A 16,207-nucleotide genomic window follows, 5' to 3' on the forward strand; every position below is an offset into this window, starting at 1 on the left:
CACGCCGATCGTCCTGATCGACTCAGGAAGTCGACTGGCGTGCGACGATAATAGCCACGGCCGTACGGTGTACGTCACGTACGGCGACATGATCGTCATCGCCCGCAGGAGTCCGCAGACTGGACGGGTTGTTCCCCCGCCAAGTCGCGAGAAGTCAAGAAACCTCAGCGACCGCGAAACTGGCGACGGGGGGCGGCAGGGGCATCGCTCCGTTCTTCCTTGTGGCGGAAACTGATGCGGGCCTTCGTCAGGTCGTACGGTGACAACTCGACGCTTACCTTGTCGCCGGCGAGAATCCGAATGCGATGCTTACGCATTTTGCCCGATGCGTAAGCCTGCACTTCCACGCCATTCTCGAGCGTCACGCGGAAACGCGTATCGGGAAGCACTTCGTTCACAACGCCTTCCATTTCCAGCAGTTCTTCCTTCGCCATTTCAACTCCTCGAAAACAGGCAATATCCGGCTGCACGACGGTCCATCGTGAGAATTCCGGGCGCCAAGCCGCACCGTGATCGTCAACGGCGCAGCGACCTGTGCCCCTGTTACACACGACTGTGATCAGGAGACACCGGAACGATCCAGACAGACGGAAATATGCAAGGCCTGGACGGGGATGACGTTTCGCTGCGACGTCGGGAATGACCGGCACAACCGGCAGAGAATGAGCCGGAACGATGTTCCGCCCCCAACTTGATAGTGCATTATAGCGGAACGCATCACAGTGCCCCAAATCGCCCCTTTCCGGGGGCGAATGTGCGTTGTGCGGGCCCGGCTTTCTTTATAATGAAAAAATGACGGTTCCCGAAACCTTCCCCGAAAGTTGCACGGTGTTCTTTGCCGATCTGGCCGGCAGCACTCAGCTTTACGAGCGCGCAGGGGACGCCGTTGCCTACCGTCTTGTCGAGCAATGCCTGCAGGGAATGCGACAGGAAATTCAGGCCTGTGGCGGCAGAGTGGTCAAGAACACCGGGGACGGACTGCTCGCAGTTTTTTCCGATCCGAACGGAGCGCCGGAGGCGGCGATAAGGGTCCACAACGTCGTTCAGGACCTTCCGCGCGTGTCCGGGCAGAAATCGGCGGTTCGCGTCGCGTTCCACACCGGTACGGTGATAGTCAGCGAAGACGATGTCTTCGGTGATACCGTGAATGTCGCGGCCCGCTTGCTCGAACTCGCATCGCCGGGGCGTGCGATAACGTCGGAACAATGTGCTCACGAGCTGAAAACTGAATGGCGCAGCCTCCTGCATCCGCTTCAGAGCAGAAGTCTGCGGGGCGTGTCGCGTCTGACGGCGCCGTTCGAGCTCGTATGCGAATCAGTGGGCGACCTCACGGTAGTGCAGAGCGTGACGCTCGACGCAGAAGACTCCCCCGAATTGCGACTCAGCATCGGAGGCCGCTCGCTGATCCTGAACTCCCAAAGGCCGAGCGCCCGATTGGGTCGTGGAGCCTCCTCGGAGATTCGTGTCACGGACACGCGCGCATCCCGCGAACACGCCTACATCGAGCTGCGTGGCGACAAATTCGTCCTCGTCGACCGCAGCAGTAACGGCACCTTCGTCGCCATTGACGGAGAACGCGAGTTCGTCCTTTCGCACGAGGAAGTGGTCCTGAGAAAACGCGGTTGCATCGCACTGGGCCGGTCGTCATCGGAAAGCCACGACGTCATCGAATTCGCCAGTCTGTAAAAGTCGCGGCGCACGCTGATATGCCCCGCCTGGCACCACTCAGTGCTTGGCGCAGTCGGCACGGCAAGCCGCGCAATTGCTCCTGTCCACCCGTTTTCCGAGCGCCTGCTGGAGTGCGCAGACGGACCGCCTGCAGCACACCACCGCAGCCCCTTCCTTGCTGGCTGCTTCGCGGAAGCGCTGCATGACGTTGTGCCCAAGGAAATCGGTGAAGAGGATCACCATGCCGATACCTGCCGGCAAGGTGGCCGTGCGGCGCTGGTGCGCGGTCTCCCGACCGCTGACATGCCCCGCAATGCGAATGCCGAACTCCGACAAGACGTTCGGAATGTTGCCGAGGCGATCTGCTCCCACAATCAGTGCATCCATGTCATCCCTCAATCGGTATTGCGAATCGTTCGCAACAATACTGCCTGCAATGGGAACTATTTGCAAGTAAGAATTGTTCTCGATAGTATTGCGCCATCACCCCATGACAACGCAAGGGAACCACATGAACAAGACTCTGATCGCCTCCATCCTCGCCGGTTTTGGCGTCCTCGCCACCCAGGCCAGTGCAGCGGACGCCGAACTCAACTTGTACTCGGCGCGCCACTATCAAACCGACGAGGCCTTGTATTCGAGCTTCACGAAACAGACTGGCATCAAGATCAACAGGATCGAAGCTAAGGAAGATGAGCTGCTCGAGCGCATCCGCAACGAGGGTGCGAATAGTCCTGCCGACGTCTTTATCACCGTCGATGCATCGCGTCTGGCGAAGGCGGACGAACTCGGAATCTTCGCTCCGGTGAAGTCGAAGGTACTGGAAGAGCGCATCCCTGCGCATCTGCGCACCGAGAACTGGTACTCGTATTCGACGCGCGCCCGCGTGATTATTTACAACAAGGACTCGGTCAAGGCGGACGACGTGCAGACGTACGAGAGCCTCGCGGCCCCTGCCCTCAAGGGGAAGGTCTGCTCGCGCTCGGGTAGCCATCCGTACAACATTTCGCTCGGAGCAGCCCTGGTGAAGCACAACGGAGCCGAAGCGACGGAGACCTGGGCCAGGAACGTGGTCGCGAATTTCGCTCGCGCACCCAAAGGCGGTGACACCGACCAGATCAAGGCCGTGGCCGCAGGCGAGTGCGGCGTGACGATCGCCAACACCTATTACCTTGCGCGCCTGATGAACTCGGACAAGGCCGAGGACAAGGCCGTCGTAGCGAAGATCGGGACCGTCTGGCCGAACCAGAAGACGTGGGGCGCGCACATCAATGTTTCGGGCGCAGGCATGCTGAAAAATGCCCCGAACAAGGGGGCCGCGGTGAAATTCCTCGAGTACCTCGCATCCGACGAGGCGCAAGCGTACTTTGCCAACGGCAACAATGAGTGGCCGGTCGTGGCGAGCGTCAAGGTGAATAATCCCGCGCTCGATACGCTCGGCAAATTCAAGGCTGACAGCCTTCCTGTCGGCGAACTCGCCAACACCGCGGCCGAAGCGCAAAAGATCTACGACCGCGCTGGATTCCGTTGATCGGTTGGTCTGCGACGGCGTGACCGCTCCGTCGCAGACCGACTGCAGATCAGAGGGCAGGCAAGGAAAAGAACGACGCCTTCCGATCTACCCGGAAGGCGTCGTTCTTTCATGTAAGCCCGACAGCGACCTCGGGAAGAGCTCGCAACGGACAGCGCTCCTACTCGGACTGAGGAGTGGGCGTGGTGTTCGGCTTCGGCGACCGCTTGCGGAATTTACGCGCGGGTTTCTTCGCCGGCGCATCTTCGCCCGCCGGTGCCGGTGCTGGCACAGCGGCAGCGCTCTTGGGCTGGACTACCGGCTTTTGCTGCGGGGGCGCCTTGCCTTGTCCGCCAGGCTTTTGTTGGCGTCCACCCGGTCGCGGGCCACGGGAAGGCTTGGCCCCCAATCCGGTCGAGGGCGTCGGGCGCCTCAGGTTGGGGTCGGGCGCGCCTTCACGATTTCCGGGAGCGAGACTGATCTCGAGTTCGTTGAGCTCGTCCCATTCGGCGTCGGAGCGCTGATTGTCAGGAATCGCCAGCAGTTCCTGCAGGCGACGACGCGGAGAAGTCGATTGCGGTGCATTCATGGTCGAATTATCCCATCGTTCGGGCGTGCCCGCTCCTGTTCTTGCTCAAAAAGTCGTGTCTGCGGCGAATGCCAGGGATGCAAGTCCCTTGAAGCGAATTTTTCACTTCGGAAAACGACGGGACACGCGCTCAACGATCGATCCGCGCGCTGCCACGTCGGTCGCTCCGGCCCGCTTTGCCGCCTCGAACGCCTCGGGGTCGTATTGCGGACCGAAAACGATGATATCGACCTGGGGAAAGGTCGCGCGCAACTGTGTTATGTGATCACACGCATTACGCACCGCGAGATCCACCACGATGCAGTCGGGCGTTTCCGTGCCGCGCTTCTTGAGCATGGTTGCACCGGAAGCCTTCCACTTCGACTCGAGCCGCATGCGGTTCATCAGATCATCGCACCACAGTAATATTTTGATTGTCATCCCGCATCCTCAGTAGTATTTCCCATTCGAAGCGCAATTCAGACTTCCGTCTCCTCGACCGTGCGCCGGTTCCCGCGCGCGATCTGGCGCGAGATGATGAACATCGGCAACAGGCCGACCGCGACGATCGTCACGGCAGCCGTCGATGCCTCGGTCAGCCGTTCATCCGATGCGAGCGTGTGAGCCTGCGTCGCCAAGGTATCGAAATTGAACGGCCTCATCACGAGAGTTGCCGGCAATTCCTTCATTACGTCGACAAAGACGAGCAGGCCAGCGGTGAGCAGGCTGCTTCGCAGGATCGGGACATGGACGCGCTGCAGCGTAGCCCACTTCCCGACACCCAGGCTGCGGGATGCATCGTCCATGCTCGACGTGATCTTGCCCAGACTGGTTTCGACCGTATGCAGTGCGACGGAAAGAAAACGGCCCAAATAAGCATACACGAGCGCGGCGATTCCCCCGGTCAGTACGAGGCCCGGATTTAGGCCCGTTACGCCCTGCCACCAGGCCGCGAGCACGTGGTCGAGCCTCGTCACCGGAATCAGCACCCCGACCGCGATAACCGATCCCGGTACCGCATAACCGAGCCCGACGATGCGATTCAATACATGGGGCAGGCGCGTGCGTGCCAGCCGCGCGGCATAACCGAGCAGGATAGCCAGAAGCACGGCGAGCAGCGCCGTAACGAGGGCGAGCACGAAGCTGTTGCGTGCCAGTTGCACAAAGCGCCCGCCGAACTGTGCATCGCCCTCGACGAGTGCCATGCGTACCAGCAGGAAGGCGGGCAGCAGGAATCCGAGAACGAGCGGCAGCAGGCATGCGAGCGTGGCCACGAGGCCCAGCGCGCGCGACAGCCGGACCGGGGTCGGCACCGCCTGTTGGCGCGAGGTGTTGTTGAACCGAGCCCGTCCGCGGCTGGCGTGTTCGAGAACCAGCACCAGCACGACGAAGGCCAGCAGCATGGCGGAAAGCTGTGCTGCGGCGACGCGATCGCCGAGCGAGAACCAGGCACGGTAGATGCCGGTCGTGAAGGTCTGCACGCCGAAATAGGAGACCGTTCCGAAATCCGCCAGCGTTTCCATCAGAGCCAGGGCGGAACCGGCAATCACGGCAGGTCGGGCCAACGGGAGCGAGACCCGGAAAAAGCTGCCCCAGGGGCCGAGGCCCAGCGAGCGCCCTGCTTCGAGCATTCCGGATGCACGCTCGAGAAACGCGGTGCGTGCCAGAAGGTACACATACGGGTACAGGACGAACATGAACATCGCAACCGCCCCGCCCACCGTGCGGACGTCCGGGAACCAGTAGCCGCCCGCCTTCCATCCGAAGACCTCGCGCAGCCCGCTTTGCAGAGGGCCTACGAACTGGAGAAAATCGGTGTACACATAGGCCATCACGTAGGCCGGGACTGCGAGAGGCAGAACGAGTGCCCACTGGAAGAAGCGGCGCCCCGGAAACTCGGTCATGGTGGTCAGCCAGGCTGTCGCCACTCCTATGGTCGACACGCCCAGCCCGACACCGGCACACAGGATCAGCGTGTTGCCGATGAACTCCGGCAGAACGGTGGACGACAGGTGGCCCCAGGTTTCAGCTGTTCCCCCGACGAACACGTTCGAGAATACCGATATCACCGGCATTGCGATCAACACGGAGATCAGCAGCGACCCGGCCGTCAATGACGACCAGCGCTCGCGCCACCTTCCCAGCCTTTCCAAAAATCTCATTTCGCTCCCGACGGGATCATGCCGCGAGGTCCATTCCACGCGGCAGGCTGTCGAGAATTATAATTCATCCCATTTCGGTTACCGCGATGCAATAATGGCCATCGCACTTTTCAACGCTGTATCGGATTCTCCATGTCCCATCTCGAGCTCGCTGGCATCGATCTGGCGTACGGCGGCCATCAAGTCGTCCGCAAGCTTTCATTCCGTCTCGAACAGGGCAGCATCGGCTGTCTGCTGGGCCCGTCCGGCTGCGGCAAGACCACTGTCTTGCGCTGCATCGCGGGGTTCGAACCCGTCACGGTCGGGCAGATCCGGCTCGACGGCAAGGTGGTGAGCGGGAGCGACCTGCATGTTCCGCCCGAGAGCCGGCGTATCGGAATGGTGTTTCAGGACTACGCGCTGTTCCCCCATCTTTCGGTCTCCGAGAACGTCGGATTCGGCCTGCGTCAGCTCGACGCGCAGCAGCGTCGTGACCGCGTCGCCGAGTTGCTGCGGGTCGTGGGATTGGCCAGCCAGGGGCATAAGTATCCGCACGAGATGTCCGGAGGCCAGCAGCAGCGGGTCGCTCTCGCCCGCGCACTTGCGCCGCGCCCCAGCCTGCTCCTGCTCGACGAACCGTTCTCGAATCTCGATGTGGAACTGCGCGAACGCCTGTCCTTCGAGGTGCGCGACATCATCAAGGCGACGAACACAACGGCGATTCTGGTCACCCACGACCAGCACGAGGCCTTTGCGGTCGCCGACGAGATCGGGATCATGAACGAGGGGCGCATCCAGCAATGGGATACGCCGTACAACCTGTATCACCGCCCTGCCAATCGCTTCGTCGCCGATTTCGTTGGACAGGGGGTTTTTCTCCGGGGATTGGTGCTCAACGACCATCAGGTGAAGGTCGAGCTCGGCACGCTGAACAGCGCCATTCCTGTCGAATGCGGCATCGGTTGTGGCAACTGCGACCGCGACTGCACGGTGTCCGTGCTCCTGCGGCCGGACGACATCGTGCATGACGACATGAGCACCATGCAGGCCGAGGTCGTGCATAAGGCCTTCCGGGGAGCGGACATCCTGTACACGCTGAGGCTGGCAAGCGGGGCCAAGGTGTTGTCGCTGGTGCCGAGCCATCACAACCATGCAGTCGGTGAGCGGATCGGTATCCGGCTGGATGTCGATCACGTGGTGACCTTTCACGAGGGGTCGGAAGACGCGGTGCAGGAGCGGCCACTTATCGGGCCGTTCCGGACGCAGTAATCGAAGTGATGATTCCCTGGCTCACGGGCACTCCGCGGTTTCCCCCGGTCGAGTCGGCACTCGACGATCCGCCCGGCCTGCTCGCCGCGGGCGGCGGGCTTGACCCGGAGTGGCTGTTGGCCGCATACGGGCAGGGAATTTTTCCGTGGTACAGCGCGGGCGAGCCGATACTTTGGTGGAGTCCCGATCCCCGCCTGGTGCTGGTCCCGTCGAGGATGAAAATATCCCGCTCGCTGGGCCGGACCTTGCGCCAGCACCGCTTCGAGATCCGCTTCGATACCGCATTTTCCGAAGTCGTCGCCGCCTGCGCGGCACCCAGGGAGCCCGGTGCAGGCACGTGGATTACCGAGGAGATGCAGGCCGCCTACTGTCGCATGCACGAACTCGGCTATGCACACAGTGTCGAAGCGTGGGATGAGGGCTCGCTTGCGGGGGGGCTTTACGGCATCGGACTGGGAAGGGCATTCTTCGGGGAATCGATGTTCAGCCGCCGCACCGACGCATCGAAAGTCGCCTTGGCGCATCTGGCGCGCTACCTCGAGTCACGGAATTTCGCGGTGATCGATTGCCAGATGAAGACCGCACACCTGCTCTCGCTCGGCGCCTTTGAAATCCCTCGCGCCGACTTCCGCGCCGGCCTGGATGTCTGGACGCAGCAAGGGGACGGACCGGGACGCTGGCGCGAAGACGCCGGTCAGGGACTGTTCTGAACGTAGACTCGCAGACATGCAGAAGGACTACCCGTACGCACTCATCCAGTTCTACGCGACGGCGCCTTATGCATGCTCTTACCTTCCGGATCGGGTGGCACGTTCCCAGGTTGCGACGCCTGGGCATCTCATCGACACGGCGGTGTATAGCGAGCTCGTCCGTAATGGCTTCCGGCGCAGCGGCATGTTCACCTATCGCCCCTACTGCGATCATTGCCGCGCCTGCGTGCCGGTGCGGATTCCGGTGGCTGCCTTTGTTTCCGACCGCAGCCAGCGGCGAAGCTGGGCGCGGCACTGTACGCTTGAGGCGCGCGAGCAGGATCTCGCGTTTTCGGAAGAGCACTACGCGCTATACCAGCGTTATCAGGGTTCGCGACACGCGGGCGGGGGGATGGATCAGGACAACCGCGAGCAGTACGCGCACTTCCTGCTGCAGAGCCAGGTCGACACGCGCGTAGTCGAATTCCGCGAGCAGGGAGTCCTGCGCATGGTCAGTGTGATCGACCGCCTGAGCGACGGCTTGTCCAGCGTGTATACGTTCTTCGACCCGGACGACCCCAAGGCCAGTTACGGAACCTACGGCGTGCTGTGGCAGATCGAAGTGTGCCGCCGGCTGCACTTACCCTATCTCTACCTGGGATACTGGATCAAGGACAGCCGGAAGATGACCTACAAGATCCGCTTCCGCCCACTCGAAGGGCGCATCCGGGGTGAATGGCGTCCCCTCGATCCGCTGACGGATTCGGATTCGGAATAGCGACCGGGATGCATGCCGGCCGCAGGCAGCCGCCTTCTTCGGAAATCCGGGGGGCGAGGTCCCGCGCGAAACGGTAGAATTCGCGGATGCTATACGATATCGCCCGCCCCATCCTGTTCTCGCTCGACGCGGAAACCGCCCACGAATTTTCCCTTGCCACCCTCAATCTCGCCGGCCGCTTTCTTCCCGCAGGCAAACCGGCGACTGCCGATCCGGTCGAGGTCATGGGCCTCCGATTTCCCAATCGTATCGGCCTGGCCGCCGGACTGGACAAGAACGGAGAGGCGATAGACGGTCTCGCAAGGTTCGGCTTCGGTTTCGTCGAAATCGGCACGGTCACCCCGCGCCCGCAGCCGGGCAATCCCCGCCCGCGGCTGTTTCGCCTTCCCGAGGTACGCGGCATCATCAATCGCATGGGGTTCAACAACCATGGCGTCGACGCGCTGGTCGCGAACGTCGGAGCGGCCAAGTTCAAGGGCATTCTGGGAATCAATATCGGCAAGAATTTCGACACGCCGATCGAGAATGCAGCTGACGACTACCTGGCCTGCCTCGACAAGGTGTATGCATTGGCAAGCTATGTGACGGTCAACATTTCCTCCCCGAACACCAAGAACCTGCGTCAGTTGCAGGGCGAATCGGAACTGGACGACCTGCTCGGCCGACTCAAGGAGCGGCAGGCACGACTGGCGGACAAACACGGCCGTTACGTGCCGTTGACCCTCAAGATCGCCCCCGATCTGGAGCCGGCTCAGGTGATCAACATCGCCGACGCGTTGCGGCGCCATCGCATCGACGGCGTGATCGCGACGAACACGACGATCTCGCGCGAGAAGGTCCAGGGCGTGCGTTACGGCGAGCAGCAGGGCGGCCTGTCGGGGGCGCCGGTGTTCGAAGCCTCGACCACGGTCGTCGCCCAGCTTGCGCAGGCGCTCGCCGGCGAACTCCCGATCATCGCTGCCGGCGGCGTGCTCGACGGGCGTGGCGCGCGGGCCAAGCTCGAAGCCGGGGCACAATTGGTGCAGCTGTACAGTGGCCTGATTTATCGCGGACCGGCGCTCGTGCAGGAGTGTGTGCGGGCAACCGCCGATTTTGGCGCGGACCGCTGACGCCGCAGCGTGATGGCCCCCAAAGGCATATGCCTATAACCCGTTCAGGGTTGAGCGGGAAATAACGGCGGGACATAATCCCGCGGATACCAACCGGTTCTCGAACATGACCAGCTACATCTTCATCATCATCGGCGCTGTTCTGGTGAACAACGTCGTCTTCGTCCGGATTCTCGGACTGTGCCCGTTCATGGGCGTATCCAAGAAGCTGGAGACCGCGATAGGCATGGGCGCGGCGACGACGTTCGTGCTTACCCTGGCGTGCGGAACGAGCTACCTGATCGATCACTACCTGCTCGAACCGTTCGATCTCGCATTCATGCGCACGCTTGCGTTCATCGTCGTCATCGCAGCGATCGTGCAACTTACCGAGCTGGTCATCCAGAAGACCAGTCCGGTCCTTCACCAGGTTCTCGGCATCTATCTTCCGCTGATCACGACTAACTGCGCGGTGCTGGGCATTCCGCTGCTGAACGTCGGCCTCCGGCATAATCTGCTGGAGTCCCTTCTGTTCGGCTTCGGTTCGTCGATCGGCTTTACCCTGGCCCTGATACTGTTTGCGGGAATTCGCGAACGTCTCGACGGCGCTGACGTTCCCGTGCCGTTCCGTGGCACGGCCATCGCCATGGTCACGGCGGGATTCATGAGCTTGGCCTTCATGGGATTCGCCGGACTGGACCGTTTTCACTAGGACTTGTGGCCGAAATCCCATCCCTAACTGATCCGGCGCAAGCGGAGCTCCCCGGCAGCGGGCTGTTCTCCAGCGCCTCGAACCTGGCACTCATTCCATGTTGACCGCCCTCCTCATCATGACAGGCATCGCCATCGTGCTCGGCGCAGCACTGGGCTATGCGTCGATCCGCTTCAAGGTCGAAGGCGATCCGCTGGTCGAGAAAATCGACGCCATTCTTCCCCAGACGCAGTGCGGCCAGTGCGGTTACCCGGGCTGCAAGCCGTACGCGCAAGCCATCTCGAACGGGGAAGCCGACATCAACCAGTGCCCGCCGGGCGGGGAAGAGGGCATACGCAAACTGGCCGACCTGCTGGGCCGTGAGTTCAAGTCGCTCTCGGAAGAGCACGGCACCGAGAAACCGAAATCGGTCGCGCGCATCGACGAACAGGTGTGCATCGGATGCACCCTGTGCATTCAGGCCTGCCCCGTCGATGCGATCGTCGGCGCGGCGAAGCAGATGCACACGGTGGTGGCGCCGCTGTGCACCGGGTGCGAACTGTGCGTGGCGCCCTGCCCTGTCGACTGCATCTCGATGGTGCCTGTCGCGGAGACCGTTGAAACGTGGAAATGGAAATATCCGGTGCATGAACTGAGGTCTGCGGCATGATCACCCGCCTTTTCGGCTTCAAAGGCGGGGTCAAGCCCGAATCGCACAAGAACGAGTCGTCCGGCACGCCGATCCAGAAGGTGCCGATGCCGACGCGGCTGGTCATTCCACTGCGCCAGAGCATCCGCTCGACCGCGCGCTGCCTCGTCGAGCCGGGGCAGAAGGTGCTCAAGGGGGAGCACATCGGCGAAGGCGAAGGCGGCCTCGGGACGAGCGTGCACGCCTCCACGTCCGGAACCGTCGTGGAAATCGCGCCATACCCGATGGCGCACGCCTCGGGTCTCGAAACTTTGTCGGTCGTGATCGAGCCGGACGGGGAGGACCGCTGGATCGACCATACGCCGCTCGATTTGCGCACGGTGTCGCGCGAGGAGGCGCTCGCCTGGCTGCGCGGCTGCGGCATCGTCGGCATGGGCGGCGCGGGCTTTCCGACCCACGTGAAGCTCGGGGGCGGACGCGGAATCGACACGCTGGTTATCAACGGTGCGGAATGCGAACCCTGGATCACCTGCGACGACCGCCTGATGCGCGAGCGTGCGCCCGAGGTGCTGTCGGGAGCGATGATCCTGCGCGAGCTGATCGGCGCGAAGCAGGTGCTGCTAGGCATCGAGGACAACAAACCGGAGGCGATCGCCGCGATGCAGGTTGCGGCGAGCGGCCTGGGTGACGGCATCGCAGTGGTGCCGGTTCCCACGCTCTACCCGGCGGGCGGTGAGAAGCAACTCATCCGGGTTCTGACCGGCGTCGAGATTCCGCAGGGCAAGCTCGGCACGGATTTCGGCGTCCAGTGCTTCAACGTCGGTACCGCGCAGGCCGTGCACCGCGCAATCCGCTTCGGCGAGCCGCTCGTTTCCCGCGTTGTCACGCTGACCGGCAACGTCACGCGCCCGGGAAACTACGAAGTGCTGCTCGGCACCCAGGTTGAGGAGCTGCTCGAACTAGCCGGCCCGAAAGCAGACACTGATCGCTACATCATGGGTGGCCCGATGATGGGAACCGAGCTGCAGAGCCTCTCCGTTCCGGTGATCAAGGGCACGAACTGCGTCATCGCCGCCTCGCCTGCGCTCTTTCCGCCGCCGCCGCCCGAACTGCCATGCATCCGTTGCGGCGCCTGCGCGCGCGCTTGCCCGGCCGAGTTGCAGCCGTTCGAGTTGTACTGGTTTTCGCGTGCGAAGAATTTCGGCAAGGCGCAGGAGTACCACCTCTTCGACTGTATCGAGTGCGGCTCCTGCGCATTTGTGTGCCCTTCGCGCATTCCGCTGGTCGATTACTACCGCTTTGCCAAGGGCGAGATCTGGGCCCGCGAACGCGAACTGCGGGCTTCCGACCAGGCACGAGAGCGTTTCGAGTTCCGCAATTTCCGCCAGGAACGGGAAAAGGAGGAAAAGGCCGCCAAACTCGCGGCGAAGGCCGCTGAGACTCGGGCCAAGCTCGCCGAATCGGGCGAGGCTCCTGCAACTACCGCCGCGGCCGAAGACCCCAAGAAGGCCCTGATCGCCGCCGCGCTGGCGCGCGCCAAGCAACAGCAGACGGCGGTAGCGCCCCGGAATACCGACGACCTGAGCGCCGATGTGCAGGCGGAGATCGCCGATATCGACGACCGCCGCGAGAAGCTCAACCCGCAAGACGCCGACAAGGCGCCGTGACATGATCAATTCTCCGTATATCCGCAAACCGGCCAGCGTCCAGGGGGTGATGCTGGCGGTCCTCACCGCGCTGATTCCCGCGATCATCGTCTATGCGTCGCAAATCGCCGCGGTGGTGCTGGTCAACCTCGCAATCGCAACGATCGCGGCTCTGGCCGGTGAGGCGCTGGTGCTCAAGCTGCGCGGCAGGCCCCTCGCCCCCGCGCTGTCCGATCTGTCGGCCGTGGTCACCGCGTGGCTGCTGGCGCTGTGCTTCCCGCCCATCCTGCCCTGGTGGGCGACCGTGCTCGGCGTACTGATCGCTATCGTGGTGGTCAAGCATCTCTATGGCGGGCTTGGACAAAACCCGTTCAACCCCGCGATGGTTGCGTATTGCGCGATGATCGTTGCCTTCCCCTCCCTGATGTCGCAATGGCCCGGCGCCGGCCAGCTGGACTTCGCGACGCAGTTGGGACTGGTTTTTGGCGGCGCTCGCGAAATCGACGCGATTGCGAGCGCCACCGCGCTCGACACGATCAAGACCGGCCTCCGGACTGCGGGGGCGACGGTTCAATCCATCATGAGCCAAGGCGGAAACTTCGGTCTCGTGAGCGGACGTGGGTGGGAATGGCTGGCACCGGCGTATGCGCTCGGCGGCCTTTATCTGCTTGCACGGGGAATCATAACGTGGCACATGCCCGCTGCCTTCCTCGGCGCACTCGCGGCGATCTCGGCGGTATTCTGGCTTGCCGATCCCGCGCACTACGCGTCCCCGCTATTCCACCTCGCGAGCGGTGGCGCCATGCTGGGGGCGTTCTTTATCGTCACCGACCCGGTGTCGGGAGCGACCACGCCTCGCGGCAAGCTGATCTTTGCCGCCAGCGTCGCATTGCTGGCCTATATCATCCGCGTCTTCGGCTCCTTCCCCGAAGGCGTCGCCTTCGCGGTGCTTCTGCTGAACATCTGCGTGCCGTTGATCGACATGAATACGCAACCGCGGGTATTCGGGCACAAGGGAGACAAGGCACGATGAGCGCCCGTTACACTGCTGCACGAACTTCCGTGCGCACCGCCGGCATCATGGTGCTATTCACCGTGGTGTTCACCGCACTAATGGCGGCGACTTTCGAGCTCACCCGTCCCGCGATCGAGGCCTCTGCGCTGGAAGGGAAGATGCGCCTGATCAGGGAGGTGCTGCCGCCCTCCTCCTATGACAATGCTCTCCTGGACGACTCCGTCGTGCTCGGCCCGACCCCGGAGCTCGGCCTCGAACAGAGCGGGCACGCCTATCGCGCGCGCCTCGCCGGCCAGCCCGCCGCACTAGTGTTGGAGGTGGTGGCGCCCGACGGCTACGCAGGACGGATCCAGTTGGTGATCGCCGTCGGCGTCGACGGGCGCGTGAGCGGTGTCCGTGTCACGGGACACCGGGAAACTCCGGGCTTGGGCGACTATATCGATCCGAACAAGGACCGCAACAAGTCGCAACCGTGGATCGGACAGTTTACGGGCGTGTCGTTCCCGGACCTCGGGCCCGACAAATGGAAGGTCAAACGCGACGGCGGAACCTTCACCTACCGCAGCGGCGCGACGATCAGCGCTCGCGCAGTGACGAACGCGACCGCGCGGGCTGTCGACTACGCAATCCGCCAACGCGATGCGCTGTTCGCCGCGCAGCCAGGCGGAAGACTCTGACGGAGAACGCTCAATGAACCTGCAAAGCTTTCGCGAAGCGGCCTGGAACGGCCTGTGGCGCCAGAATACCGGTCTCGTGCAGTTGCTCGGCCTGTGCCCCATTCTCGCCGTGAGCACGAGCATCGTGAATGCGGCGAGCCTGGGATTGGCCACCGTGATGGTGATGGCGGTGTCGAACCTCGCCGTTGCGTCGCTGCGGAACTTCATTCCCTACGAGATCCGCATCCCGGTCTTCATCCTGATCATCGCGGCACTGACCACGGTTGTCGACCTCGCCTTCAATGCGTATTTCCACGATCTCTATCTGGTGCTGGGCATCTTCATCCCGCTGATCGTGACGAACTGCATCGTCCTTGCGCGCGTCGAGGCCTATGCGGCGAAGAACGATCCGGTTTCATCGACCGTGGACGGCATCATGATGGGCCTGGGCCTCGTCTGCCTCCTTTCCGTGCTCGGCGGACTGCGCGAACTGGCGGGCAACGGCACCTTGTTCTCCGGCATCGAGATGCTCTTCCCGGGGCTTTCGGCGATCTCCGTGTTCGGCCCCGATTATCCGGGCTTCCTGATCGGCATCCTCCCCCCTGGCGCCTTCTTCGCGCTCGCTTGCCTGATCGCGCTGTCAAACGTGATCCGCAGTCGCACCGCGAAAAGGAAGCCAGCAGCGCAGGAGCCTGTGGCATCGGCGACCGAGCAGCCTGCGTCCGCAGCCTGATTCTGGCGGCGGGCATGAAACGGGAGTCCATCCGCGAGTTCTTTCGTCGTCTCGCGGAGGCAAATCCGCAGCCGACAACCGAACTCGAATATGGATCGCCGTTCCAGCTGCTGGTGGCCGTGGTCCTGTCCGCCCAAGCGACCGACAAGGGCGTAAATCTTGCAACGCGAGGGCTGTTTGCGGCCGCGCCGACACCGGAGGCGATCATCACCCTGGGCGAGGAAGGCGTCGCCGCACATGTCCGCACCATCGGCCTGTATCGCAACAAGGCAAGGAACGTCGTCGCGCTGTCGCACCTGCTGCTCGAACGCCACGGCGGTGAGGTGCCGCGCGACCGCGTCGCGCTGGAGGCGCTGCCCGGCGTCGGGCGGAAGACTGCCAACGTGGTGTTGAACACGGTGTTCGGCGAGCCGGTGATGGCTGTCGATACGCACATCTTCCGCCTTGCGAACCGTACCGGGCTGGCGCCCGGCAAGGATGTCCTGGCCGTCGAGCATGCGCTGATGCGACGCGTGCCCAAGGACTACCTGCGGGACGCCCACCACTGGCTCATCCTGCACGGCCGCTACATATGCACCGCGCGCAAGCCCAAATGCGGCGGATGCCTCGTGCGCGACTTGTGCGATTACCGCGACAAGACCGCCTAACCCACCACCGACCGAGACTAAATGTTCAATCCATCCCGCGATCAGGTTCGTACCTTCTTCATCGACAGCTGGCGGAAATACCGCGCGAAGGAGGTGCTGACGCCGATCGAGCACATCGCCAACGACCTCGTGCTGCTACACCCGGAATACCACGCGCTGCTCGAGGATCCCGAAGCGGTCGCCAAGGAGTTTCCGCCCGAGGGAGGACAGCTCAATCCCTTCCTGCATCTCTCGCTGCATCTCGCGATCGAGGAACAGCTCTCTATCGACCAGCCCCCCGGGTTGCGCGCCGCGTTCGAGTCCTGCCAAGCGCGCCGCGGCGATCGCCACGCTGCCCTGCACGACGTCCTCGAGTGCCTTGGCGAGACGATGTTCGACGCGCAGAGAAACAACCGGCAGCCCGACGGCCAGGCTTATGTCAGCTGCGTGCTTCGCCGCGCAGGTTGATGCGGTGTAGAC

Annotated in this window: 19 protein-coding genes; 14 read left to right on the top strand and 5 right to left on the bottom strand. The window is 63.0% G+C overall.

Features of this window, described 5'->3' with window-relative positions:
* Positions 1-164 precede the first annotated feature (164 nt).
* Positions 165-434 carry a translation initiation factor IF-1 gene (infA, locus tag AzCIB_RS09260; RefSeq protein WP_050415631.1) on the bottom strand — a complete coding sequence of 90 codons (270 nt, stop codon included), beginning with the start codon at positions 432-434 and terminating at the stop codon, positions 165-167.
* Between the two features lie 358 nt (positions 435-792).
* On the opposite strand from infA, the gene AzCIB_RS09265 reads away from it, so the two are divergent.
* Positions 793-1,686 (top strand): adenylate/guanylate cyclase domain-containing protein, encoded by an 894-nt coding sequence (locus AzCIB_RS09265; RefSeq protein ID WP_050415632.1) that lies wholly within the window; start codon positions 793-795, stop codon positions 1,684-1,686.
* 39 nt (positions 1,687-1,725) lie between these two features.
* Here the strand turns inward: AzCIB_RS09265 and AzCIB_RS09270 are convergent, their stop codons facing one another.
* Positions 1,726-2,055, bottom strand: coding sequence for a DUF2325 domain-containing protein (locus tag AzCIB_RS09270; RefSeq protein ID WP_050415633.1), 330 nt, complete (start codon positions 2,053-2,055; stop codon positions 1,726-1,728).
* Positions 2,056-2,179: 124 nt separating this feature from the next.
* Between AzCIB_RS09270 and AzCIB_RS09275 the strand changes: the two genes are divergently transcribed.
* Complete coding sequence (locus AzCIB_RS09275; RefSeq protein ID WP_050415634.1) at positions 2,180-3,199, top strand: Fe(3+) ABC transporter substrate-binding protein; 1,020 nt, start codon at positions 2,180-2,182, stop codon at positions 3,197-3,199.
* 160 nt (positions 3,200-3,359) lie between these two features.
* Here the strand turns inward: AzCIB_RS09275 and AzCIB_RS23740 are convergent, their stop codons facing one another.
* From AzCIB_RS23740 to AzCIB_RS09285, 3 genes are all read right to left on the bottom strand, one after another.
* Positions 3,360-3,767, bottom strand: a complete 408-nt coding sequence (locus AzCIB_RS23740) for a hypothetical protein (protein WP_083446942.1) — start codon at positions 3,765-3,767, stop codon at positions 3,360-3,362.
* A 102-nt stretch (positions 3,768-3,869) separates the two neighbouring features.
* Positions 3,870-4,151, bottom strand: coding sequence for a response regulator (locus tag AzCIB_RS09280; protein WP_050418302.1), 282 nt, complete (start codon positions 4,149-4,151; stop codon positions 3,870-3,872).
* Between the two features lie 74 nt (positions 4,152-4,225).
* The gene (locus AzCIB_RS09285; RefSeq protein WP_050415635.1) at positions 4,226-5,908 is read right to left on the bottom strand and encodes an ABC transporter permease; all 1,683 of its coding nucleotides are present in this window, start codon (positions 5,906-5,908) and stop codon (positions 4,226-4,228) included.
* Positions 5,909-6,040: 132 nt separating this feature from the next.
* Here AzCIB_RS09285 and AzCIB_RS09290 point away from each other — a divergent pair, with 132 nt between their 5' ends.
* The 12 genes from AzCIB_RS09290 to AzCIB_RS09345 all read left to right on the top strand — a co-directional run bounded on the left by AzCIB_RS09290 (position 6,041) and on the right by AzCIB_RS09345 (position 16,195).
* Complete coding sequence (locus AzCIB_RS09290) at positions 6,041-7,156, top strand: ABC transporter ATP-binding protein (protein ID WP_050415636.1); 1,116 nt, start codon at positions 6,041-6,043, stop codon at positions 7,154-7,156.
* 8 nt (positions 7,157-7,164) lie between these two features.
* Positions 7,165-7,866 carry a leucyl/phenylalanyl-tRNA--protein transferase gene (aat, locus tag AzCIB_RS09295; protein WP_050415637.1) on the top strand — a complete coding sequence of 234 codons (702 nt, stop codon included), beginning with the start codon at positions 7,165-7,167 and terminating at the stop codon, positions 7,864-7,866.
* Between the two features lie 16 nt (positions 7,867-7,882).
* Positions 7,883-8,623, top strand: a complete 741-nt coding sequence (locus AzCIB_RS09300; RefSeq protein ID WP_050415638.1) for an arginyltransferase — start codon at positions 7,883-7,885, stop codon at positions 8,621-8,623.
* An 86-nt stretch (positions 8,624-8,709) separates the two neighbouring features.
* Positions 8,710-9,732 (top strand): quinone-dependent dihydroorotate dehydrogenase, encoded by a 1,023-nt coding sequence (locus AzCIB_RS09305; protein WP_050415639.1) that lies wholly within the window; start codon positions 8,710-8,712, stop codon positions 9,730-9,732.
* A 106-nt stretch (positions 9,733-9,838) separates the two neighbouring features.
* Positions 9,839-10,423 carry an electron transport complex subunit RsxA gene (gene rsxA / locus AzCIB_RS09310; RefSeq protein ID WP_050415640.1) on the top strand — a complete coding sequence of 195 codons (585 nt, stop codon included), beginning with the start codon at positions 9,839-9,841 and terminating at the stop codon, positions 10,421-10,423.
* Positions 10,424-10,520: 97 nt separating this feature from the next.
* The gene (gene rsxB / locus AzCIB_RS09315) at positions 10,521-11,072 is read left to right on the top strand and encodes an electron transport complex subunit RsxB (RefSeq protein WP_050415641.1); all 552 of its coding nucleotides are present in this window, start codon (positions 10,521-10,523) and stop codon (positions 11,070-11,072) included.
* On the top strand, positions 11,069-12,718 hold the full coding sequence (rsxC, locus tag AzCIB_RS09320; RefSeq protein WP_050415642.1) for an electron transport complex subunit RsxC: 1,650 nt from the start codon (positions 11,069-11,071) through the stop codon (positions 12,716-12,718). The genes rsxB and rsxC overlap by 4 nt, the downstream gene beginning before the upstream one ends.
* Position 12,719: 1 nt before the next feature.
* Complete coding sequence (locus AzCIB_RS09325) at positions 12,720-13,730, top strand: RnfABCDGE type electron transport complex subunit D (RefSeq protein WP_050415643.1); 1,011 nt, start codon at positions 12,720-12,722, stop codon at positions 13,728-13,730.
* On the top strand, positions 13,727-14,389 hold the full coding sequence (locus tag AzCIB_RS09330) for an RnfABCDGE type electron transport complex subunit G (protein WP_050415644.1): 663 nt from the start codon (positions 13,727-13,729) through the stop codon (positions 14,387-14,389). The genes AzCIB_RS09325 and AzCIB_RS09330 overlap by 4 nt, the downstream gene beginning before the upstream one ends.
* 13 nt (positions 14,390-14,402) lie before the next feature.
* On the top strand, positions 14,403-15,101 hold the full coding sequence (locus tag AzCIB_RS09335; protein ID WP_050415645.1) for an electron transport complex subunit E: 699 nt from the start codon (positions 14,403-14,405) through the stop codon (positions 15,099-15,101).
* A gap of 14 nt (positions 15,102-15,115) precedes the next feature.
* Entirely contained in the window at positions 15,116-15,748 is a 633-nt protein-coding gene (nth, locus tag AzCIB_RS09340; RefSeq protein ID WP_050415646.1) for an endonuclease III, read from the top strand.
* A gap of 21 nt (positions 15,749-15,769) precedes the next feature.
* Complete coding sequence (locus AzCIB_RS09345; protein WP_050415647.1) at positions 15,770-16,195, top strand: DUF1841 family protein; 426 nt, start codon at positions 15,770-15,772, stop codon at positions 16,193-16,195.
* Positions 16,196-16,207: the final 12 nt, after the last annotated feature.

The sequence above is a fragment of the Azoarcus sp. CIB genome (assembly GCF_001190925.1).
Lineage (GTDB): Bacteria > Pseudomonadota > Gammaproteobacteria > Burkholderiales > Rhodocyclaceae > Aromatoleum.